The organism is Bacillus sp. Medicinal_06, from assembly GCF_056711665.1.
On sequence record NZ_JBWYHD010000005.1, the window covers coordinates 129,286 to 152,299 of the forward strand.

Below are 23,014 nucleotides of genomic sequence, written 5' to 3' on the forward strand. Positions count from 1 at the left end.
TATCATCATCTCCTAACTCATCGCAAACTGAACAACGATATATACACTCATCGTGACAATTCCAATAAAGAAGAAAACAAATCTTTTTTGAAAGTAAGCAAATAACATCAATGTATTTTTCAAATCTAACATCGGACCAAATACTAGAAAAGCAACGAGTGCTTTTACTGAAAATATATGACCAAATGATGCTGCGATAAATGCATCTGCTTCTGAACAAAGTGATAGTACATATCCAAATGCCATCATAACAAATGGTGAAATCACTTCACTATTTGCAACTTCTGCAAGCACATTACGATTTAAAAATGTCTGAAATAAACTGGCTAAGAACGCACCAATTAATAAATACTTGCCTGTATCAAAAAATTCATCCACGCCATGACTTATTACATCTCGCCAACTTTTTTTCTTCTCATCATGAGAAATGACCTTTTGCTCTTTCACAATGCTTTTATTGCGGTAAACATAATACATAACTAAACCTATCAATAACGCAACGAATAGAGCCAATCCAAAACGAGCATATACAATATGAAGATTTGTTCGAAATGCATAATACGTTGATAAAAACACAATTGGATTTAAAATTGGAGCACTTACTAAAATCACTATTCCTATATGCGTGGGTAAACCTTTCTGAATGAGACGTCTTACTACAGGAATGATGACGCACTCACACATAGGAAAAAGGGCACCAACAAATGCCGCAGGAATCATCGCAACAATTGCTGATTTTGGTAATATTTTTCGAATCATCTCCTCTGTCACAAACACTTGAATGACTGAAGAAACAAGAACTCCTAATAAAATAAAAGGTACTGCCTCAAAGAAAATACTTAAAAAAATTGTATTTACGTTCAGCCATTCTTTCGGAATACTCTTGTGTAAGTTTGATAAACTTGTAAAATCTACAAAAAATAATAAAAAAAGAAAGATTGCAATGAGGAACGTGCCAATTAACTCTTTTGAAATTCTATTAAAAACCAACTTCCCCGCCTCCATTTTATTCATATTTAAACGTATGCTTGTCCTCTTTTTCTATGACAACACCCAAACATTTTTCATACTTCATTTTTATTCACAAATCGGAACCATTATGATTTATTCTTGCATTTCTTTATAAAGTCATTTATCATAAAACGTAATCATTACGATTTAAAAGGAGGAATATACAATGAAAAAGGTACCCATTACCGTATTAAGTGGTTTTTTAGGTTCTGGAAAAACAACATTATTGAATCATATTTTGACAAATAGAGAGGGCTTAAAAGTAGCTGTCATTGTAAATGATATGAGCGAAGTAAATATTGATGCTGCTCTTGTGAAACAAGGAGGTTTTTCTCGTACAGAAGAAAAATTAGTAGAGATTCAAAACGGTTGCATTTGTTGCACACTTCGAGAAGATTTAATCATTGAAGTAAATCGTCTTGTTGAGGCAGGAGATATTGACTATATTGTGATTGAATCTTCTGGAATTAGTGAACCAATTCCTGTTGCACAAACATTTACATATATGGACGAAGAACTTAGCATTGATTTAACAAGTACATGTCGCCTTGATACAATGGTTACTGTAGTCGACTCCAATCGATTTTGGGATGACTTTGCTGCCGGGGAAAGTTTACTAGATCGAAAGCAAGCAATCGATGAAAGTGATACACGAGAAGTTATCGATCTACTAATAGATCAAATTGAGTTTGCAAATGTTATTCTTTTGAACAAAGTGGATTTACTAGAAAAAGAAGATATCCTCGAACTCCATCTTCTATTACAAAAATTAAATCCTAGTGCAAAAATTATTGAATCTTCATTTAGCACAGTACCACTAAATGAAATTTTAAATACGAATTTATTTAATTATGATGAAGCAAGTCAAGCAGCTGGTTGGATTCAAGAGTTAAATAATGATCACCATACGCCAGAAACAGAAGAATACGGCATTAGTTCCTTTGTTTATCGCCGCAAGCGTCCATTTCATCCTGTTCGACTTATGCATTGGTTAAAAAAATGGCCTTTGGATGTTGTAAGAGCGAAAGGCTTTTTTTGGCTCGCATCTCGTAATCATATGATGGGACTTTTATCTCAAGCTGGTTCTTCGATTACCATCCAGGGAGCTGGTGAATGGATTGCAGCATTACCAGAAGCTGAGCAGCAGCAAATACTTATAGAAGAGCCCGGAATACTAAAGAATTGGGATGAGCAGTACGGAGATCGAATAACAGAACTAGTCTTTATTGGAGTTGAAATGAATCAATATGAAATTGAACGTTCTTTAGATACGTGCTTATTAACCGAAGAAGAAATGAAACAGAATTGGGACAATTTTGTTGATCCAATTCCACCTTTCACCGTTGTATCATAATATAAAGTAAAAAAATAAGATGGTTTCCTTAAATGGTTATCATCTTATTTCAAATTATTTTTTAGGTTTATTTATTACATTCCCCCATATAATAAGTACAATTGTACTTATCACAACAAAAACCCCATAGCTAATCTCCGCAGCGTCACCAATTGCTTCTAATCCAAATGGCAAAAGAGCGGTAGCAATTCCTATTACATAAGAAAAAAACCCTGCTATTTTAGCAAGTTTTTTCTTATCTCCTATAAACGTCTCTTCTTGATATCCAGTAAGAAGAAATAACCTCTTTTTTATATGAGTTTGGTATCCTAGAATAATAATTAACATACCTACAAGAAAACAAATGATAAATCCGCCAATCATCAAATCCCCCCCTTTACAATATTTTATCATAATTACATCTAGCAGTTATTGTTTTAAATGTTTTAAATGTTTTAAAATTCCGTTTATTTTTTACATTACTTGTGATATATTGCATATTGTATTCAATATTCAAATTAAATTTCCTTTCCGAAAGGAGGATTTATCTATGGATTCAGGAAGATTGAAAGGCATTATTATGGTCATTACGGGGGCAAGTTTATGGGGATTATCTGGAACTGCTGCACAACAACTTTTTCAACAAGAAAATGTCTCTACAGAATGGTTAGTTACAATCCGCTTACTTATATCCGGAAGTATTCTGCTCTTATTCTCCTCATTTGGTAGTAAAAAATCAGAAGTATTCGGCATTTGGAAACAAAAGGCCGATGCAAACAAAATGATTCTGTTTGGATTGTTAGGAATGCTTGCAGTACAATACACCTATTTTGCATCTATTAAGGAAGGTAATGCTGCAGTTGCAACATTATTACAATATTTAGCGCCGATATTTATCACTGTTTACCTTATCTTTAAATGGAATATTCGTCCTACGAAAATCGATTTTATTTCTATCGCCCTCTCTTTAATCGGAACCTTTTTCTTACTAACGAATGGATCCATTGATAATTTGGCTGTTTCAACACCGGCTATCATTTGGGGTATTTTATCTGGTCTGTCACTAGCATTCTACAGCCTTTATTCAAAGGAATTATTAGAGAAATGGTCTTCATCTGTCATTGTTGGATGGAGCATGATTATTGGAGGAATTGGTGTAACCACCTTACACTTTTTATCCACGAACGAGTTTATTTTATTATCAGGCATGAAATATTTACAGCCTAACAACCTGTTTCTCATTGTATTCGTTGTGATTTTCGGAACACTCATCGCATTTTATTTATATTTAGACAGCATACGGTATCTTACACCAAAAGAAACTACATTATTTGGTTGTACAGAGCCACTAGCAGCTATCATTTCTTCGATTTTAATTTTGCATGTTCCGCTTCAATCATTTCAATTATTAGGCGCTCTTTGCGTTATTGTAATGGTACTTGTACTAAGCCAAAAACCAGATGAAGGAAAACCTAAATTACAACTTGTCGAGACAAAAAAGCAAAATATTAAATGAAAGGAAATATTTTATTATGCCTATTCCTCCAAACTATCGAAAGCAAGAAAGAGTATCCGCTAAGTCACTTGTGTTAAATCAATTACAGAATTGGATTATTGAAGGTGTTTTACAACCTGATGAAAAAATTAATGATGGAGAGCTAGCAGAAGCCTTAGGTGTCAGTAGAACACCCGTTAGAGAGGCGTTACAAGTCTTAGAGCTTTCGGGTCTAGTGGAGATGATCCCTGGTCAAAAAACGAAAATTTCTCCTATAAAATTAAAAGATGTATCTGTCATTTATGAAACGATCGCTGGCCTTCATACTATTATTGGAAAACAAGCAATTCATCAAATAAACGAAACTGACCTGATAAGACTTTCTGAAATAAACAAAGCGTTTCAAAATGCCATAGATGAAAAAAATTCAAAACAAGCATTACACTTAGATATACAATTTCATAATACAATCGTATCCATCGCTAAAAATACATATATCGAACCCTTCTTAGCAAACATACAACTTCATGTATTACGTCTTGAATACCTTTTTTTCCAGAACTTCATTCCTGCACGTCAATCGATTGAAGAACACAATTTAATCATCGAAGCATTAAAAAACCAGGATGCAGCACATATAGAACAAATCATGTCTCAAAACTGGCTACGGCCGATGAAAGAAATCCAAAAAATAATCTCTATGGAATAATGAAAAGAGCCGTTTACGTATTCTCTCAACACAAACGGCTCTTTCTTTACAATTCTATATGACTATGCACGAATCTCGGCATATTTCTCAATGTCGCTATACTCTTTTTCTAGTTCCTCTAAGGAAAGCTCGTATAATTGTCGGTCGAGAACTTTAAACACCCCTGCCCCAATTAACTGATCAATTAACTGCCTTTTACGATTTTCAACAGCAAAACGGAGTTGACTACTCATCTTTTTAAAAAACTCCTTTCTACAATTATTGAAAATGATAATCTTTGTCAATTACCACTTTGATTATAAAAGATGATACTTTATAAGTAAAGTAATTTGATGAAATATTTACCTTACAAACTGTTTGTGGCCACATTATATATATGTATGTTACCAGAGGATGTTTATGACACTTTTTATCATCTTTTTTCTTTCATAATACGCAGTCTGCTTCAATATGACTAAATTTCCCTTCCACTTCCACTTGAATTGTCACATGTTCTACATGAAACTTTTCTTTCAATACATTTGATGCCTGAACTAATACAACTTGTGTATCATCTTCCTTTTCTACAACAAGATGACAAGTTAAAACTTGAAAATCCGATGTCACCGACCATATGTGTAAATCGTGGACCTCTTTTACAATTGCAATGTTTAATAATGTATCTTTCACTTCTTCTATATTAATATGCCCCGGTGTACCTTCCATCAATATATGAACGGTATCACGTGTTACACGCCAGCCACTTATTATGACTAATATGGAAACGAGGATACTGGCAATTGGATCGGCAGCCGTCCATCCAAAAAACTTAATGAGTAATGCAGCTATAATCGCTCCTACTGAACCTAGCAAATCACCTAATACATGTAAAAATGCGCTTCGTACATTTAAATTTTCTTTTACATCTCCGCCTCGCGTTAAAATCCATGCTGATGTAATATTAATAAATAACCCAAAAACAGCGATGAGTAACATCCCATTACTAGCAATCTCTACTGGTTCTTGAAAACGGCGAATTGCTTCGATAAAAATGTATATCGAAATAACGATAAGAACGACACCATTACATAATGCGGCTAACATTTCAATTCGCTTATACCCGTACGTTTTTTCTAAAGTCGTTTTTTTTCTCCAATTTTAAAAGCCAGCAAACTTAAAGCAAGAGATACTGCGTCACTTAGCATATGCCCAGCATCTGATAAAAGTGCTAAACTATTCGTTACAAATCCGCCAATGACCTCGGCAATCATAAATCCCGTCGTTAATATGAATGCTATCATTAATGCTTTTTTATTTTGTGAATGACCATGATGATGTGAATGTCCCATGTAGATCCCCTTCAAAAACAATATCTACATATTATCATGTGACAAACCTTACTAATTTATCCAAGTCTATTCACTTATACCCCTATCTACGATCCACCCCTTCACTTATACCCCTTTCGTTATTCCTACTACTATTTCCTTTTTCTCAATCAAAAATAAGACTACTTCTTTTTCTTTCTCATATTATTTAATACTGTTAAGAAATGAAAAGGAGGCTATAAAATTGAAGCGATTATTCCTTTGTATGGAACGTGAACTTCTTGTCGTGGAAGAAAGAAATGAAGAACTTCAAGTTCAATATCACTTACAAAATATGCAACCTACTTGTATTGCGGTTGACCCATTTCAACCAAATCGTATATATTGTGGAACATTTGGCCGGGGATTATGGCTAAGCGATGATAGGGGCGAGTCTTGGAGACCAATTGGAGATTCTTATCGTTATTTTGACTTTCCTAAAGAAGATGGCATTTTACATTCTGCTATTACTTCTATCTCTATAAGTCCTATTAAACAAGTTAATGGCTATGGTGTTGTTTATGTAGGAACAGAACCTAGTGCTTTGTTTTATTCAGAAAACGGCGGAGAAACATGGAGCGAGTGTAAAAATATGAAATCATTACTTTCCTCATATACATGGGCATTTCCACCACGCCCATTTACACATCATGTTCGCTGGATTACAGTCGATCCAAATAAACAAGATACGCTACATGTATCAATTGAAGCAGGAGCTGTTATCCAAAGTAAAGATAATGGCCAAACATGGGAGGATAAAAAATTCGGTGCTCCTATCGATGCTCACCAACTACTTATGCACCCACTGGCTCCAAATCGTCTTTACGCATCATGTGGCGATGGGTTTATGAGTGGTTCTGAACGTGCATACCTCGAAAGTTATAATAGCGGAAACAGTTGGATTTCTTGTAGCGAGGGCTTAGAACATCACTATTTATATAGTATGGCTATCGATCCAGGTGATTGTGATACGATACTTGTCTCTGCTGCACCAAATGCTGACCTAGCTCACCATCGTATACCTTATGAATCTTATATTTATCGAAAAACAAAAAACACTCCTTTCCAAAAAGTGCAACACGGGCTATCGTCAGCAATCGGAACTGTCATCTCTATGCTTGCAACAAATCCTGCCGAACCTCATACATTTTATACTTTAAATAATAATGGTGTATTTCAATCATTAGATAGCGGGCAGACTTGGGAGCAATTAAACATTCCTTGGAAAGAAGAATATAAAACGCAGCACCCCCACGCCTTATTAGTTACAACTTCTTAATAAAAGAAAAAGGACTGCTTATTTACAAGACAGTCCTTTCCTTTTTTATTTCTTTAAATCAATTATAATATCAGCTAAAACAATATCTCTACTTTTCGGCGCATGTAGACTAAGACTAAAATTCCACTCTCCTTTTATTTCTCTTTGATTTTCTGAAACATTTATACTCTGTATATCCCACTCAATATTTACCGCAAGTTATTTTACTACCAGCAAAATAACTTGCGGTCACTAAACCTACATATTTCCCTTCATCAACTTTAAAAATTTGATTACTTCCTGATACCCCATCCGATTCTTTTATTTTTAGAAAATCAAAAGTGCTAGGATTTTGCCCTAAGTCCTGATTACTTTCTATAGAATAGGTTAATGAAACTGTTTTCTCATCAAAAACCGCATCATTTACCGTAACTTTAATTCCGTTACTTTCTTTTGTCATATTTATTTCCGTGGCATGCTGTTTATAATCATAATGAGGCCCATTTTTTCCATCTGTATTCGTTTTATGATTCTCATAAAGACCTGTTCTGCCATTATCTAAAAATTGAAAAATATCTCCTACTATTGGAAGACTTCCGGCATAAGTAGGAAATCCCAATCCAAGCGTTGCAGCCTTTTTACAAAATTTCTATCGTTTGATTTCATTTCACAATTCCCCTTATTTTTTTGTAAAAGTTCTTATACCTTATATAACGTACAGGATAAATTTTTATCTCATCTTTTATGAATGAATTTAATTAATTGGAATATTATCCCTTCCTCTGTCCTATTGTCTCATACAAATATGGAATCGGAGAAAATTTTCTCAAGTCTACGATTTATTTAATATAGTATACTATTTATGATATTATTTTTTAATTTTGTGTACATTTTATTTCATTAATCTATTGTCATTTTACAATTTAAATTTAGGAGATGAGATGTATATGTGCGGAATTACGGGTTGGGTAGATTGGCAAGAGGATCTTTCAAATCAACATCATGTTTTAAAAGCTATGTCAAAGAGTATTGAGCATCGCGGTCCTGATGCAGAAGGCTTTTGGTTTTCACCGCGAGCTGCATTTGCACATCGTCGTTTAATTGTCATTGATCCAAAAGGTGGGACGCAGCCAAAAACATTTAAAGCGGGTGATTACACCTTCGCCATCACATATAATGGGGAGATTTACAATTTCCGCGAACTGAGAGAAATGCTCCAAAAACGTGGTCATACATTTCAGACACATTCAGATACAGAAGTACTATTGCACGCTTATTTAGAATGGCAGGAAGATTGTGTACAACATTTAAATGGGATCTTCGCATTTGCAATATGGGATGATCACAAACAACAGCTCTTTTTAGCAAGAGATCATTTAGGTGTCAAACCACTCTTTTATACAGAGCATAATCAAAGCATTATTTTTGGTTCTGAAATAAAAGCATTATTCGCTCATCCATCTGTCTCTGCTGAACTTGACACAGATGGTATCAATGAAATATTTGGATTAGGATTGTTTCGGACTCCAGGATGCGGCGTATTTAAACATATTAAAGAAGTACGTGCCGGGCATTATATAACATTCACTCGGGATAAAAAAGAAATGAAAAAATATTGGAAACTTGAAAGTAGACATCATATGGATAATTCAGAGCATACGGCTTCACATATTTTTTCCATCTTACAAGATACAGTAAAAAGACAATTAATTGCTGATGTACCTCTCGTTTGTATGTTATCCGGTGGTCTAGATTCTAGCGGCATTACCGCTCTAGCAGGTATAGAATTTGCTAAACACAACAAAACGCTTCACACCTATTCAATTGATTTTGTAAACAGCGCCAAAGATTTTGAACTAACGTTTGCTCGTACCGGCTTGGATGCTCCTTGGGTAAAACGCGTATCCGAGCATGTTGGAACTGCTCATCACGATATTGTTGTAAATGCAGAAGAATTAGCAAATCATTTATTCGTTCCTCTACATGCAAAGGATTTACCAAGTGCAGGTGAGATGGAAACTTCACTATATTTACTATTTCAAGAAATGAAAAAGGATGCAACTGTTGCTCTCTCTGGCGAATCTGCTGATGAAGTATTTGGTGGATATCCTTGGTTTCATCAAGAGGAGCTTTTATATGTCGATCAATTCCCTTGGCTCACAAATTGGCAACATTCATCCTTCATTTTATTAGACGATGTACGGCAGCAGTGCAATCTCGATTGTTATATCAATAATCGGTTCCAAGAGGCTGTTCTTGAAGTCCCTATCCTTGAAGGGGAAAGTAAAAAAGAAGCAAAACAGCGTCAAATGTTTTATTTATTCTTAACAAGATTTCTGCCATTTTTACTTGATCGAAAAGATCGCATGAGCATGGCTGTTGGTTTTGAAGTTCGTGTACCATTTTGTGATTACCGGCTTGTTGAATACTTATGGAACATACCTTTTGATATGAAAAGTATTGATAATATTGAAAAAGGAATTTTACGCCGAGCATTGCAAGGTGCATTACCTGACGATGTCCGAAACAGAAGAAAAAGTGCCTATCCTACTTCACAAGATCCGCATTATTTACAGTCCATCCGTAATTTGACGCTCGATATGTGCAGCAATAAAAACAATCCCATCTTCTCTCTCATCAATCATTCCATACTGCTTACAATGGCTAATCAAACAAACAAGGAAATCGATGACCTTGGAGCGAGAAGTGTAATGGAATACATGCTACAAATCAATGAATGGTTAAAAACCTATCACATTCATATTCATTAATAATAAAGAGAGCTTAGAATCTATATGTTCTAAGCTCTCTTTATTCGTATATTAGTTTGCACATTCTCTATTTTCTGTATCAATTGACCACCCAATAATAGTCGCACAATCTCTTCCCTTCCATTCAAGCACGTTCGCTAATGCAGACTCAATTTGAAGACAATCTCCTTTATATAGCACTTCAAGTAAGGAGCGATCATCATCAAACGTTTGCTTATCACACTCTAACACACCGTCTGTCGCCAAAACAATATGATTGATTCCCTTCTCTAATCCACGAACCCCAGAAGTGAAACATGGCGTATTAGCAGCAAACACATTTTTTCTTCCAATATACTCATAGAATTTACGTTTATTTAATCTCCCTTTTCCATTCTGTAATTGTTCTGAATGAAATAAATAAGCAAAGCACTCTCCTACTGATAACCAATACAAGAACTCACCTTTTCGTAAACAGATTAAACAAGCTAGTTCTTCATTTTCTTGTTCACTTTTCTCAATAAACGATTCATCTGTAAATAACGCCAATAAATACATATGTGTATGATGAAATGCAAGATGAATTGGGTATGAGAACAATTCCTGTAACTTCTCTTTTCTTTCAGAAATTGCTTCTATTATATAATGTATATTTTTCGTTTTATGATGAGCGTCAAAAATCATAACAAATTCAAATTCTAATTGCGTGTCCCACCAAGCTAGGACTGCATCTCCTCTTTCATACGCATCGCTCTCTTGATTCCCGCCATATATACCAACTGAAAGAGGACCGCATTTTTCAACATGCACTTGGTCTAAATACATCTTTTCATGACTAATCCATTTAAATGTATGCACTTCAATCATCCTCTCTCTTGCTATTTGTATGCCTTTACACTAAGAGTACCGTATATTGCAAGAAAAATAAACTTTTTCAATTTTTCTATGTAAAATAGAAGGAATTTAAATCTTACAAAACGAATATATCGTATTATAAGATATAAAAACTAATGGAGGAACTTAAATATGAAAAGTATTAATGCAAACTGGGAAACCATTTATTATCACTTACGATATGAATATGAAGGCAATCTTTCTCACCAAGCCATCCGAATTCTACAAATCATTTTCCGAGAGACGGAACCTACAATCGGCAAAGTAGCATCTGAATTAGGGTTATCTCATAATACAGCATCCGAACATGTGAAACGACTTATTCAAAAAAGATTCGTTATAAAAGAGCGAAATAAACATGATGAGCGAGTCGTTAATCTTGCATTGACTACAGAAGGTAAAGAAGTGTTAACGAAACATACATTATTAGATGAAGAAAAATTAAAAGTATTAGAATCCCAATTTTCAAAAGAAGAACAACAATTAATCGAAAAGGCCTTTTCATTACTAGCAAAGGAGTCAAAATATGCATTTCCTCGTTAAAGTCATCGTCTCTGCTTTAATTATTGGCGGTGTAACTGAATTTGCGAAGCATTATAGTACGCTTGGCGGTTTCATAGCTGCCCTTCCACTTATTAGTTTGCTCAGCTTGTTTTGGATTTCTGTTGAAGGCGGGAGCAAACAAGAGTTAAGTCAATTTGCTTTAGGAGTATTATATGGATTTCCTGCATCAGCACTCCTATTATTTATTGTTTATATTGGACTAAAAAATTCTTTTTCGCTAAGTACATCTGTACTATTCGGTATCGGTATTTGGTGTATCGCACTTGCTTGTCAAAAAATATTTCAATCCTAGAGGAGAATTACGATGAATCATTTTGTAGAAGTACTCGGAAAGAAGATGGAAGTTTGTATAAAAGGAACTGGTTCTCAAATCGTAGTGATTCAAACCGGAATGGGCTGTTCTTTTTATGATTGGATGCCAATTGCAGAGAAGCTTGCTCTCCATTATAAAGTTATTCTCTTTCATCGCCCCGGTTATGGGAAAAGCGAACTTCGTGACGAGCCGCGTACAACACTACAAGCAGCAAAAGAATTACGCGAATTATTACATGTGCTTACGAGTCGACAACCCATTATTTTAGTTGGGCATTCTTATGGAGGACTATGTGTACAGCAGTTTGCTATGTTGCACTCAGAACAATTAAACGCTGTTGTGCTTGTGGATTCTACTTCTATGGATTTACATCGATTAGGTGATCTTGATTTACCTGTCTCGGATCAAACCGACTCGGATGAAATATGGTTACAAAAATACATTGCCTATTCCAAGATGGATCAAAGCACTCTCTATACAGAATTACAATCTATGTTATCAAACCAATATAGTCATTTAACATCTCATGACCAAAAACAATATATGGATTTCTCTACTTCACCATCATTATATAAAGCGACTGCTTCAGAGCTTTTGAATTGGAAAACCTGTGCAAAGAAAATGAAACAACTTGAAGTAACATTAAAAACTCCATTGATTATCATCGGGAGGGATCCAAATTACTCCATTGAACAAATGGTTGAGAGTGGAATGCCATCTGAAGAAGCAATAAAGCTTGAAAATATGTGGCAAGAACTTATTCAAGAACAACTTATGCTCTCCCAAAATAGCCGGTATATCTTCGCTCAACATGCTAGTCATGGGATTGAACATGATAGACCAGATATTATTATTGATGCAGTTCATTCCATACAAAGAGGCGAAAAAAGTAACATTAGAAACCATGAATATTTCAATTAAATCTAGAAAAAAGGAAGCAGTTCTCACTGCTTCCCCACTCATCTATTCATAATCTTCCTCGTCTTCATCACCATCATAATACGAGTTTCCATTATTCACATATATAGGTCCATTGGCAACATCAACACGAAGTACCCATGCCCAAGGTACAGCTAACCGTTTATGTAACGCGCGCCAAAATTCCATTGATTTTCTTTCATACTCTTGGAATTCCTGGAGTATGTCTTTATAGGAGGAACCGTCTAACTGAACATTTGCTTCTAGCAAACGAGAATAGGCATAGTGCTGTAATTCTAGTTCAGCAGCAACTTCCATCTCTTCTGGCGTTGCCATTCCAATAATTGTTCCGTCAGGTGGTACAATTTCATATACGTTATGAACTTCAACGAGTCCTTCTGGATGATCTACTAACCCCTTCTCTTTTTCAAACATGTAAACAGCCTCCTTTATAACAAAATTTTTATGGTACAAAGGCATATTTCTCTAACAGCCGCTCTCTTTCCTTCTTTTTTGATAAAAAATTACAAAATATTCAACAGATGACCAGATTATTGTGCTGTCTTACTCATTTCCATCTTTTTCGCAGATATAAGCTTTTCTCCAACAAATGATAATTTATATACATCTGGCATCTCTAATTCTTTCCAAAAATCAAAACCGTATTGAGCATCAAAATAATTCATCATTAACACCATAATATTCCCATGCATTCCAATTACGATATTTTCCCCTTTATATCGCGTTAATATATGTTGTATACACTGAATTCCTCTCTTCTGCGCCGTATCATTTGATTCTCCCCCTTCAAAGGAAAAGGTCCAATTCTCCCATACTTTCATCATTGCTTTCTTAAAATCTATTACTGGCTCTTTACTTAATAGTCTTTCCCGTAAATTTTCTTCAATCTGTATTGGTAAGTTAAAGTGTTCGGCAACCCCTTGAACGGTCTGAATGGCTCGTTTATATGGACTAGATAATACAACATCTATTTGTTCCTCTTTTAATAAACCTGTCACAGTTTGTGCATCTTCCCATCCTTTTTCAGATAATGGACGTTCTCTTTCTTCTGGGGTATATGTAGAATGGGCATGGCGGACAAAATATATTTGAGTCATGAAATTCCCTCCTTTTATTTTCTATTTCAATTATTTCGATTCCATCTAGAGCAATTTCTTTCACTAGTTTTCACTGTTCAAAAACAAAAAGTGCCCTACAACACGCATCTTTTGTTTACATAATAAAATTATTTTTCTATATTTTTTTAAAATATCGTTACTGTATAATTTAAATTGTTCGGCTAACCCCCTTTTTAAATAAATAATGCACGATTAAATAGAGAATATAAACAATTACAAATACTCCTACAGCACTGAATATATCTATAGTGAAAGGCATGTAGTCCTTTGTTTGGATAGATATAATATGATGAATTTTATCAGATACTAGAATACTAAAAGGTAGAACAATCAAATAAAACAACGAAATCAGTGGCTTGTAAACATTTAATATCATACGATCTATTTCATCTAGTGAATAATCTAGCAGTTTCAATACATGAATGTCTCTCGTACTATCTTGGAAATTTAAAAGTAAAACAAAGTAAATTAATAAACATCCAAATACAGCACCAAGTACTTGAATAATTACAGCACTAGCACGATTAGAAACCGAATTCTTTTCTAACGTCTTTATTTTATCTTCCTGACCGGTAACTTTTGCATCTAAGTTGTTAGCATTTTGAGGCTTATCCTTAAAAAATATAACATTGTAAGATTCTCCTGGAATACCCAACCATTTTGCAAGTGATTCTTTTTTTGTATAAATCATATTCAGATTACCATTCATGCAAATATCTATTACTTTTTTCTCATACTTTTCAGAATCAAGAACAATTTGAACTGTATCACCTATCTTAATATTATAAATCTCACTTAATGCTTGATTCATGATGATACCGTTCGTTTGTTGTATGTCTATTACTTTATTCTTTTCATCTAATAATTTAAAATGATCAACTTCAGATTTAACTCCTAATATTTTAGTTGAAATTCGTTCATTATCTTTCAGTATCGTCACATTTTTTTCTATTCCCTTTGTAATGTTCTTATCTTCCAAATCTTTTTCTTGAAGCACACGAAAAGAAGCCGAGTACCGGTAATCTACTCCATTCGTTTGTAATTCCAATAGCTTCCCACTAGATTTATATAAAGAATAACTTGTTATAAATAAAACACTTGTTATAAATATAGTAAGAAGCAATAAAAAAACAGAACTCCATCTTCTTACAACAAATCGTAATGACATACCAATATTTCTCGGTAGTTTAACCGTATTTTTCCAGATTACTCTTTCTATCCAACTCTCACTTTCAATTGAAACATTATTTAAGAAGTTTGTTGTTTCTTGTTTTTGAAACCTTATAACAATTACATATGTAAAAAGTAAGACCAGTAATACTGGTAATACCACTCCTATCAATATGGTGATAGGAGCAACACTTTTCTCAAAAGAAGGAAAAAGAAAAGATTGCTTATACAAATTAATCATCACAGTGGAAGCTGGGTACCCTATTATTAAACCTAAAACGGACCCTATAAATGAAATCCATAAAGAAAATGCAAGAAACGCTTTGGAGACATCTCTGTCTGTAAAGCCAAGTGCGTGATAAATACCTATATCCACACGATTCATATCAAAATATTTTTTTAAGAACACGAAGTAAATAAATAGCGTAATGAGTAAAAAGCAAGTTAAAAACACAATCGCTAATATTTTATTGGATTCTAAACTCTTTTCTAATTCGGATTCACTTTTCATATCATATTTATTAGCATAATTTGTAATATCTTTTGAACTCAAAATTCTCTTTTCATTCATAGTAGGATTACTCTTATATTTCGCAGAATAGTAAACTTGTGCTTTTCCTGTTATCTCGTGAATTGTGTCATTTGAGGTTATAAACATTGTTCCCTTTGTTAAGTCTTGTTCCGTATCGTCGTATGGGATGAAAATTTGATAATCCGGTAAATACACTGAAGCAGTAATTTTCAACTTTTCCCCATCAATTTTCACAGTATCACCAATCTTTAGTTTCTTTTGCTCTAAATACTCTGGAAATACTGCAATCTCATATTTATTTTTGGGTAAATTTCCATTCATAACAATTGGGAAATTTATTTTTTGAGGGGTATTTATAAAATAATATACACTTCCTTGTTCAGTAATTTTTTTCATTTTCCTTTTCTCTGAATAAAACTGATACTCCTGCTCTAAATTCATTAAAGTATGTTCATTATCACCCTGTAATGAAAACCTAAAGTCTTCTTGGTTCTGATTTTGATAATATGTTCTTACTTTATTAAGGTTATTGTCAATTGAACATCTGACGAAAAAATACATAAAGGAAGTTAAAAATGACAGTAAAAGCAAAATAACAATATATTTTTTATTATGTAATAGTGTTGTTTTCATTTGCTTATTTATATTGTCCAATAATTTTGTCCTCCCTATATCTCAAATTCATTTTATCTGGATCTAAAGGATTTTTATTTTCTAAAACAGAATATATTTCTCCATTATTTACTGTAATAACTTCATCAGCTGTTTTAGCAATTTCAAGATTATGAGTAATAAAAACGATCGTAATATTAAACTTTTTTTTCACATTATGAACTAATTTCACTACGTTTTTACTATTCTCTTCATCCAAGGCTCCTGTTGCCTCATCACAAAATAAAATTTTAGGTTTTTTAATTAATGCTCTTCCTATAGCGACCCTTTGTTGTTCTCCACCAGAGAGTTCCGCTGGAAATTTATCTAATATATGATTAATCTTTAATAAGTTCGCTAATTGATCCAAATTTTTTAAATCTTGATTCTTAAAAGCCCCAATTTCAATATTTTCTCTAGCCGTAAGATAGGAAAGTAGATGATAACTTTGAAAAATTTGTCCAACATGCTCTCTTCTGAAAAGTCGAATTTGATCTTTACTCATGTTTGTAATATCTTTACCGTCTAAAATCACTTCTCCTGAACTTGGTGTTAATAATCCTGACATCACATTAAGCATAGTTGATTTTCCTGAACCACTTGGCCCCACAACCACTGTAAACTGATTCTTTTTTATTGTTATGCTAATATTTTTTAGTACTTTTTGATTATTGAATATTTTTGTTACGTGATTCAACTTTATAATTTGATCTGTCACACTCATACGCTTCTACACTCCATTCAATTATTTAGATTATGTAAAAACACATTTCCGACACTTATGTCGGTTTTGATTTGATAGTATCATATTAAAAATACCCCATCAATACATTTTACATTTTTAGGGAAATTAACTTTTTGAATTATTTTGTTTTTTATTATAGAATTACAAAGACGTACATTCTATATTTCGTATGAATATATGAATTTCAATTTTCTTTCATCGCAATTTTATTCCCTTATAGATATAAAATGTTGATTTTAAGAATCGATATACATTAAAAGTTCAATGCAGGTATAGGAGAAAAAGGTATGACAAAAAACGAAGTTAAAAAATCTGAAATGAAAAAAACACTAATTCTTGAATCAGCAAAAAAGGTTTTTATGAGAAAAGGTTATAACAATGTAACTATGCATGATATCGTTCAAGAAAGTGGAATTTCACGAGGAGGATTATACTATTACTATCAATCGGTTGAGGAAATTTTCCTCAATTTAATAGCATATGTACAACGAGCTGATGACCTTTCTTTACTTCCCTTAAATTCTTCTTCATATTCTTTCGTTGAAATATTTAACATATTTTTGAATGAACAAAAAAAAGAACTACTAGGGCAAGTTCAATCTTTACGTCCCATCATTTATGAGTATTATCTAAGCTTAGACAACACGGAACGTCGCCAAAAACTGAAAAAACATTACCACTATGTATATACTTATCTTAATCAATTTCTTTCTCTAAATGTTCGTAAAAGTTCGCAGGAAATAGAGCAACTAACGAATCACATTATTATTATTTTAGAAGGACTTTTTATACAATCGCTTACTACTACACTTACAGAGGCACAAATTAATTATGAATTTGAAAATTTACGTGTTTTAATTTTTAATAAGAAAAAAGCTTAATGCTTATTTCACTATAGAAAAATTTTATAATGATCCTAAATCTAAATTAACACGAAATTTTCGTTACTAGTTTCGTAATTTTACTAGCTGCTTGCTAGCCCGAAGCAAATAAAGTAGCCCTCATTTAAATGAAAATAAGGGCTGCTTTATTTCACAAGAAGCGATTTCTCCATTTATTAACACAACTATATCAGAATCTGCGTGACGTTTTTTCTCCATAAGACGCTGTGAATTCGGTGGCCCAATCACAACAGGCTCCTCATATTTAACATTGTATCGTATGATAAAAATGAAACTGCTGTGCCTATCTATGTTTTTATATAACAAAAAACATGCTCCAGAATGTCAGCATGTTTTGTGATACACTTCACATTGTTTAATTAAAAAATAAAACCATATTACTTACTGTGATGTAACATTAAATCATCAAATTCTTCTTCAATATGATTTAACTTTGCAATCCCTTCTTTCCATTTATGGATATAACGTGATACTCCAACAACAAATAAAGTGAAAATAGTAGAAAGAATAATGCCATATACAATCGTTACAGTATGCATAAATTACACTTCCTTGTAATAGGTTATGTACTTATTATATTCCTTTTTTTGATGAAATGGTGCGAATTCAAGTTTTTGTAACAAAATTGTTTTTTCTAATTATACAAAAAATATTACCATTAATAGGAGAAACCATAGGAAATTAAGGTTTCCCCCATATTTGAAATGTTATTCTACACCAACAGAAATCGTTTCTGGTAATGTACTTCCACCATCAATTACAATGTGTGTGCCTGTTATGTAACTTGATTCGTCAGATGCAAGAAAAGCAGCTAATTGCCCAACTTCTTCAATCTTTCCTAAACGTCCTAGTGGAACGCCTGAAGCGATTCCATCAATAACATGATTCGGTTCATTTGGATCAGATTCATTTGCAATTTGCTCTGCCATTGGCGTCATAATATAACCTGGACAAATTGCATTCACCGTAATATGGTGCTTCGCTACTTCACGAGCTAACGCTTTTGTAAATCCCCAAATTGCTGCTTTTGTCGTTGCATAGGCTGTTTCTCCTTCATCTGCAACTAGCGTTCCTGTTACAGAAGACATATTCACGATTTTCCCATAATTTCTCTCAATCATGTATGGCAAGACAGCTTTAGAAAAGTTCCACACACCATTAATATTCACTTGAAATTGAAAATCACGCATCTCATCTGACATATCTAAAAAATTAGCGAGTCGGATAACCCCTGCGTTATTCACTAATATATCAATTTTCCCATACTTTTCGTATGCATCTTTTGCGATTTCTTTTACAGCTGTAAAATCTGTTACATCTATTTGGTAACTAGCTGCTTCTAGCCCCTTACTTATAATTTCTTTTGCCGTCTCATGAACCTTGTCTGAAATATCAACAAGTAATACTTTTGCTCCTAACTCTGCAAACACATGTGCAATTCCCGCGCCATTTCCCATTGCGGCACCAGTAACAAAAGCTACTTTTCCATCTAATTTTCCCATTTCATAGCCCCCTTATGATTTGTAGAAAAGTTTCTCAACAACCTCATCATACCAAATATTACCTGATATTCTTGAAATTGTTCCATTTGTCAAAAAACGTTCAAAAAGAAAAGCCGTCGTAACAAACGACAGCTCATACATAGCTTTTAAATTATTATTCTATTGATTTTTCTTCGCTTCTATTTTTTCTTTTGCATTTTCAGCCTTATCCAATGCTTCTCCAACTTTTTTCTGTTTTTCCCTTGCTTCATCAATATTATCTACAGCTTTGATTACTTTATCAATACCTTCTTCATCCACTTTTCTTTGCTTCGCAACTCTTTCCTTTTCTTTTTCTTCAATGTCCTTTGCCTTCTGAAGCATATTTTCTGCATTTGATTTTACAGCTTTCTCGAGGATAGCATCCTTTTTCGCTTGCAACACTTGATTTGCATCATCTTTTGCCTCTAAATATTTACCATCTTTTAACGCCGATGCACCGTGATCCATCAGCTTAGCAACGTCCTTATAGGATTTTGTCTCTTCCGTAAATTTTTCCTCTTCAGCCTTTTCAAACCACATAACTGCATCGCTATATTTTTCATCTTGTAATGATTGCATGCCTGTTTCAATATACGTATCGTAGTTACTACAGCCAGTCATTAGAAAAAATAAACAAAACATAACAAAACTTATTTTTCTCATACTGTTTTTCTCCTCTTTCTTTGTTACACACTTTATTAAATGTATCATAACTAAAACATACTTTCAAAAAGAAAAAATCATCCAGTAAATATAACCGAATGATTTTTTTACATATAAATAATGAAATTACAAGTTCCCTTTCATATTATCTCTTAAAACAATGATTAATTCGATAATTTAAGCCGATACATCTACTTGTTTTTTCATTCTAGACTGCTTCATTCCTACAAGAACTACTAAAAATAGCCCACTTCCCAATATTAACATTACGATACTCGTTGGGAGCATATCCAATAAAAAACCAAACAAAATCATACCAAGCGGGGCAATTGCAGTAGCAATTGTTTCAAGTAGCCCAAAAACACGACCTAAGTATCCTGGATCTGTTGTTTTTTGAATATGTACTTGCATTGGAATATTTACTGCCATCATTGAAATACCACTAAGAAGCATAAAAACAATGTAATAAATAAAACTTGCTGCCTTTGGAATCTCAACGATTAATGGAAAGACAGTAAATAAACTTAAACTTGCAAACAAAAACAAGCTAATATAAATAGATCGAAACGGGTTATTTACTTCCTTACGAACAGATAAAACAATTGCACCAATTAACATTCCAACCGCTAACATACCTTCTACAGTGCCGAGTTGCTTAGAAGTTAAATGCAAGCTTTGCACAATAATATAGGGAAGCGCAACAAAAAGTGCACTAGAAAAAAAGTTTACCCAAAGAGCGACCTTCATAAGTCCATATATTTCATGCTGCTGTTTCACATATAACAATCCTTCTTTTATACTCGCAAAAAAATCTCCTTTCTCCTCTTCCACTTCTTTTTTATACAAATCAAATACGATAAATAATTGTACAATAGCAGCTAAAAAAAATGTAATTCCATTTAAAAGAAAAAAGGATGTAATAGAAAATAATCCAAATATTATCCCACCAATTATTGGTGCCAAAATTCTTGATAATGAATCAGCTGTCTGATTTAAAGCACTCGCTTTTTGAATACGTCCTACATCTACTAAACTTGGAATAGAGGAAGTAAATGATACAGAATAAAAACTTGCATAAATAGATAATAATGCTGCCGAAATATAAATGAATAGAAGCGATGCTCCAAATACAGTAGAAAGAATAAACATTGTAATCATTGTTAAACTACTTAACAAGTCCATACCAATAATAAGCCACCGCCGATTCACACGATCCGCTACCGCTCCAGCAATTGGACCACATACCACCCTCGGAACAGAACCACAAATAAGTGTAATTGCAAATCCAACTCCTGACCCTGTTGTTTTTAAAACATATAACCCCATTGCAAACGTATAAATACCTGCTCCTAATAAAGAACTCATTTTTCCAATCATCATCAAAATGATATTTCTTGTTGCGACTTTCATTCTTGAATCATTTTGACTTATGCTTGCATCTGCCATTATGCCACTCTCCCCTTAAAAGTTAAATTGTGTTAAACTTATTATATAATTACTTTTCAAATTTTGACAACAAAAAGTTTAATTGTATTTAACTTTTTGTGATAAAGGAGCAACTACATGGCTACTCTTGGTGAAAAAATTAAAGCATTGCGAAAAGAAAAACGTCTGACACAAACGGAATTAGCTGGCTCAGAATTGACGAAAAGCATGCTGAGTCAAATTGAAAATGGGAAAGCAACGCCTTCCATGAAGACATTACAATATCTTGCTAGTAAGCTTGAATGTGAAGCAAGTTTTTTACTTGAGGAAGACAATGAAGAAGTAACAAAGCTGATTCCCAAAATGGAACAAGCTATAAAAAACAATCAATTTGAAGAAGTGTTTCATATACTACTGCCCATTGTTCAAAAAGAGTTGCCACCTACTTTAAGTACAGCTCGTTTATATAAACAATTTATAAGCGTTGCATTTCATATGAAAGATTACAATATTCATTCCTATATTGAAAAAGCCGTAGAAATTTTTCAAAAGTATACTTTATATCGTGAGAGTACACAAACGAGTTTAAAGCTTTGTTATTTATTATTTGTTCAGAAAAAATACAAAGAATGCCTCAAACTTCTTACCTCTATTCGCAAGGAATATGAAGAAAAACAATTAGAAATGGATTTGATTATACAAATAGAACTTTTCTTATGTGAAGCAGTAGTTTTACTCGCATACGGTAATTATGAGGGATGCGAAAAAATCATCTTACAAGCCCTTGATTTCTCAAAAGAAAATCAAGTGTATTATAAAACAGACGAATTTTATCGAATTCTCTCTTATCAAAATGTACTAGTAGCCGATAAAGAGAAATATTTACACTATATAAAAAAATCCGAGCAATTCGCTATTTTTACGGAAAACACTTTATCCCTTGCGATTGTAGACATATTAAAAGCTTATTACTATAACACAATTACAAATGAATACACATTAGCCCTAGAACATCTGGAAATGTTCAGAAAAAAACTCAAAGATGAACAACTGTTCCGAGAAGATGGGGCATACTACGTTGAAAAGGGAAAATCTTTATATGGTCTCAAACGATACGAAGAAGCATTAAAAGCATTAGAACAAGCAACAATTCCAGATTATATGTTCCATCCACTAGATCAAGCATGGATCATAACCGGAGGAGCTTATCGTGCCCTTTGTTACATGGAGCTCCAAAATAATCAAAAAGCACTTCAAGAAGCAACAGAAGCCTTTCATGCGATACAAGAGTTCCCTGATTCGACATTTACTGCGTTTATTAAAGAAACATTACAAATAATACGAAAACTTTAAACTTATCTCAAAATGGTATATTATTCCTCCTATTTAGCAAAAATAATAAAGATGGGAGGAATGTAAGAATGAATGTACAACGTGCAAAAGAGCTTTCCGAGTCATCAGAACAAGCACATGTTAGTTTTCAAGGTATGCCTGTTATGATTCAACATGTTGATGAAAGTAACGAAACTGCCCGCATATATGATGCAACGAATCCAGATCGCGAATTAACCGTTCCAGTTAATAGCCTAGAAGAAATATAAGAGACCCCACTTCAGTTTTATTTGAAGTGGGATTTTTCTTTTGTACCGTATGAAATGAAGGGCTACTAATTT

General features: G+C 33.4%; 25 protein-coding genes and 1 pseudogene. 11 read left to right on the plus strand and 15 right to left on the minus strand.

What is annotated here, in order from left to right; translation table 11 throughout:
- Positions 1-12: 12 nt before the first annotated feature.
- A complete protein-coding gene (locus AC1M36_RS13500) occupies positions 13-1,005 on the minus strand; it encodes a permease (protein ID WP_336451984.1) in 993 nt (330 codons plus the stop codon).
- A gap of 172 nt (positions 1,006-1,177) precedes the next feature.
- On the opposite strand from AC1M36_RS13500, the gene AC1M36_RS13505 reads away from it, so the two are divergent.
- Entirely contained in the window at positions 1,178-2,365 is a 1,188-nt protein-coding gene (locus AC1M36_RS13505) for a GTP-binding protein (protein ID WP_336451889.1), read from the plus strand.
- A 54-nt stretch (positions 2,366-2,419) separates the two neighbouring features.
- Here AC1M36_RS13505 and AC1M36_RS13510 read toward each other — a convergent pair whose 3' ends face one another.
- Positions 2,420-2,728 carry a DUF3784 domain-containing protein gene (locus AC1M36_RS13510; protein ID WP_336451888.1) on the minus strand — a complete coding sequence of 103 codons (309 nt, stop codon included), beginning with the start codon at positions 2,726-2,728 and terminating at the stop codon, positions 2,420-2,422.
- A 166-nt stretch (positions 2,729-2,894) separates the two neighbouring features.
- Between AC1M36_RS13510 and AC1M36_RS13515 the strand changes: the two genes are divergently transcribed.
- Together AC1M36_RS13515 and AC1M36_RS13520 are read left to right on the plus strand one after the other, a co-directional pair.
- Positions 2,895-3,860 carry a DMT family transporter gene (locus tag AC1M36_RS13515; RefSeq protein WP_431612885.1) on the plus strand — a complete coding sequence of 322 codons (966 nt, stop codon included), beginning with the start codon at positions 2,895-2,897 and terminating at the stop codon, positions 3,858-3,860.
- A gap of 16 nt (positions 3,861-3,876) precedes the next feature.
- A complete protein-coding gene (locus AC1M36_RS13520) occupies positions 3,877-4,548 on the plus strand; it encodes a GntR family transcriptional regulator (RefSeq protein WP_336451886.1) in 672 nt (223 codons plus the stop codon).
- A gap of 62 nt (positions 4,549-4,610) precedes the next feature.
- Here the strand turns inward: AC1M36_RS13520 and fbpA are convergent, their stop codons facing one another.
- Both fbpA and AC1M36_RS13530 read right to left on the minus strand, forming a co-directional pair.
- Positions 4,611-4,781, minus strand: a complete 171-nt coding sequence (gene fbpA / locus AC1M36_RS13525) for a Fur-regulated basic protein FbpA (protein ID WP_336451885.1) — start codon at positions 4,779-4,781, stop codon at positions 4,611-4,613.
- A gap of 193 nt (positions 4,782-4,974) precedes the next feature.
- A pseudogene (locus tag AC1M36_RS13530) lies at positions 4,975-5,876 on the minus strand (cation diffusion facilitator family transporter).
- Between the two features lie 223 nt (positions 5,877-6,099).
- On the opposite strand from AC1M36_RS13530, the gene AC1M36_RS13535 reads away from it, so the two are divergent.
- Positions 6,100-7,173: a WD40/YVTN/BNR-like repeat-containing protein gene (locus AC1M36_RS13535; protein ID WP_336451884.1), complete on the plus strand. Its 1,074-nt coding sequence runs from the start codon at positions 6,100-6,102 to the stop codon at positions 7,171-7,173.
- Between the two features lie 181 nt (positions 7,174-7,354).
- Here the strand turns inward: AC1M36_RS13535 and AC1M36_RS13540 are convergent, their stop codons facing one another.
- Complete coding sequence (locus AC1M36_RS13540) at positions 7,355-7,771, minus strand: DUF4179 domain-containing protein (RefSeq protein ID WP_336451883.1); 417 nt, start codon at positions 7,769-7,771, stop codon at positions 7,355-7,357.
- Positions 7,772-8,099: 328 nt separating this feature from the next.
- Between AC1M36_RS13540 and asnB the strand changes: the two genes are divergently transcribed.
- Positions 8,100-9,923 (plus strand): asparagine synthase (glutamine-hydrolyzing), encoded by a 1,824-nt coding sequence (gene asnB / locus AC1M36_RS13545; protein ID WP_431612884.1) that lies wholly within the window; start codon positions 8,100-8,102, stop codon positions 9,921-9,923.
- Between the two features lie 51 nt (positions 9,924-9,974).
- On the opposite strand, the gene AC1M36_RS13550 is transcribed toward asnB, so the two are convergent.
- Positions 9,975-10,769 (minus strand): PP2C family serine/threonine-protein phosphatase, encoded by a 795-nt coding sequence (locus AC1M36_RS13550; RefSeq protein WP_336451881.1) that lies wholly within the window; start codon positions 10,767-10,769, stop codon positions 9,975-9,977.
- A gap of 159 nt (positions 10,770-10,928) precedes the next feature.
- Between AC1M36_RS13550 and AC1M36_RS13555 the strand changes: the two genes are divergently transcribed.
- The 3 genes from AC1M36_RS13555 to AC1M36_RS13565 are packed head-to-tail and all read left to right on the plus strand — an operon-like array spanning position 10,929 to position 12,594.
- Positions 10,929-11,339: a MarR family winged helix-turn-helix transcriptional regulator gene (locus AC1M36_RS13555; RefSeq protein ID WP_336451880.1), complete on the plus strand. Its 411-nt coding sequence runs from the start codon at positions 10,929-10,931 to the stop codon at positions 11,337-11,339.
- Positions 11,323-11,652, plus strand: coding sequence for a DUF3147 family protein (locus tag AC1M36_RS13560; RefSeq protein WP_336451879.1), 330 nt, complete (start codon positions 11,323-11,325; stop codon positions 11,650-11,652). The genes AC1M36_RS13555 and AC1M36_RS13560 overlap by 17 nt, the downstream gene beginning before the upstream one ends.
- Positions 11,653-11,664: 12 nt before the next feature.
- Positions 11,665-12,594: an alpha/beta hydrolase gene (locus AC1M36_RS13565; RefSeq protein WP_336451878.1), complete on the plus strand. Its 930-nt coding sequence runs from the start codon at positions 11,665-11,667 to the stop codon at positions 12,592-12,594.
- Between the two features lie 42 nt (positions 12,595-12,636).
- Here AC1M36_RS13565 and AC1M36_RS13570 read toward each other — a convergent pair whose 3' ends face one another.
- From AC1M36_RS13570 to AC1M36_RS13585, 4 genes are all read right to left on the minus strand, one after another.
- Entirely contained in the window at positions 12,637-13,026 is a 390-nt protein-coding gene (locus tag AC1M36_RS13570) for a hypothetical protein (protein ID WP_336451877.1), read from the minus strand.
- 116 nt (positions 13,027-13,142) lie between these two features.
- On the minus strand, positions 13,143-13,709 hold the full coding sequence (locus AC1M36_RS13575) for a histidine phosphatase family protein (protein ID WP_336451876.1): 567 nt from the start codon (positions 13,707-13,709) through the stop codon (positions 13,143-13,145).
- 169 nt (positions 13,710-13,878) lie between these two features.
- On the minus strand, positions 13,879-16,086 hold the full coding sequence (locus tag AC1M36_RS13580) for an ABC transporter permease (protein ID WP_479845950.1): 2,208 nt from the start codon (positions 16,084-16,086) through the stop codon (positions 13,879-13,881).
- Positions 16,070-16,807 carry an ABC transporter ATP-binding protein gene (locus AC1M36_RS13585; RefSeq protein ID WP_336451874.1) on the minus strand — a complete coding sequence of 246 codons (738 nt, stop codon included), beginning with the start codon at positions 16,805-16,807 and terminating at the stop codon, positions 16,070-16,072. Before AC1M36_RS13585 ends, AC1M36_RS13580 begins: the two co-directional genes overlap by 17 nt.
- Positions 16,808-17,115: 308 nt before the next feature.
- Between AC1M36_RS13585 and AC1M36_RS13590 the strand changes: the two genes are divergently transcribed.
- A complete protein-coding gene (locus AC1M36_RS13590) occupies positions 17,116-17,709 on the plus strand; it encodes a TetR/AcrR family transcriptional regulator (RefSeq protein ID WP_336451873.1) in 594 nt (197 codons plus the stop codon).
- A gap of 120 nt (positions 17,710-17,829) precedes the next feature.
- Here the strand turns inward: AC1M36_RS13590 and AC1M36_RS13595 are convergent, their stop codons facing one another.
- The 5 genes from AC1M36_RS13595 to AC1M36_RS13615 all read right to left on the minus strand — a co-directional run bounded on the left by AC1M36_RS13595 (position 17,830) and on the right by AC1M36_RS13615 (position 21,362).
- A complete protein-coding gene (locus AC1M36_RS13595) occupies positions 17,830-17,958 on the minus strand; it encodes a hypothetical protein (RefSeq protein WP_336451872.1) in 129 nt (42 codons plus the stop codon).
- A gap of 149 nt (positions 17,959-18,107) precedes the next feature.
- The gene (locus tag AC1M36_RS13600) at positions 18,108-18,269 is read right to left on the minus strand and encodes a peptidase (RefSeq protein ID WP_241815458.1); all 162 of its coding nucleotides are present in this window, start codon (positions 18,267-18,269) and stop codon (positions 18,108-18,110) included.
- A 168-nt stretch (positions 18,270-18,437) separates the two neighbouring features.
- Entirely contained in the window at positions 18,438-19,232 is a 795-nt protein-coding gene (gene ucpA / locus AC1M36_RS13605; protein WP_336451871.1) for an SDR family oxidoreductase UcpA, read from the minus strand.
- A 159-nt stretch (positions 19,233-19,391) separates the two neighbouring features.
- The gene (locus tag AC1M36_RS13610) at positions 19,392-19,916 is read right to left on the minus strand and encodes a hypothetical protein (RefSeq protein WP_336451870.1); all 525 of its coding nucleotides are present in this window, start codon (positions 19,914-19,916) and stop codon (positions 19,392-19,394) included.
- A 177-nt stretch (positions 19,917-20,093) separates the two neighbouring features.
- Positions 20,094-21,362, minus strand: coding sequence for an MFS transporter (locus AC1M36_RS13615; protein ID WP_336451869.1), 1,269 nt, complete (start codon positions 21,360-21,362; stop codon positions 20,094-20,096).
- Positions 21,363-21,479: 117 nt separating this feature from the next.
- On the opposite strand from AC1M36_RS13615, the gene AC1M36_RS13620 reads away from it, so the two are divergent.
- Together AC1M36_RS13620 and AC1M36_RS13625 are read left to right on the plus strand one after the other, a co-directional pair.
- Positions 21,480-22,694, plus strand: a complete 1,215-nt coding sequence (locus AC1M36_RS13620; protein WP_336451868.1) for a helix-turn-helix transcriptional regulator — start codon at positions 21,480-21,482, stop codon at positions 22,692-22,694.
- 68 nt (positions 22,695-22,762) lie between these two features.
- The gene (locus AC1M36_RS13625; protein ID WP_006094378.1) at positions 22,763-22,942 is read left to right on the plus strand and encodes an H-type small acid-soluble spore protein; all 180 of its coding nucleotides are present in this window, start codon (positions 22,763-22,765) and stop codon (positions 22,940-22,942) included.
- The last annotated feature ends 72 nt before the right edge of the window (positions 22,943-23,014 follow it).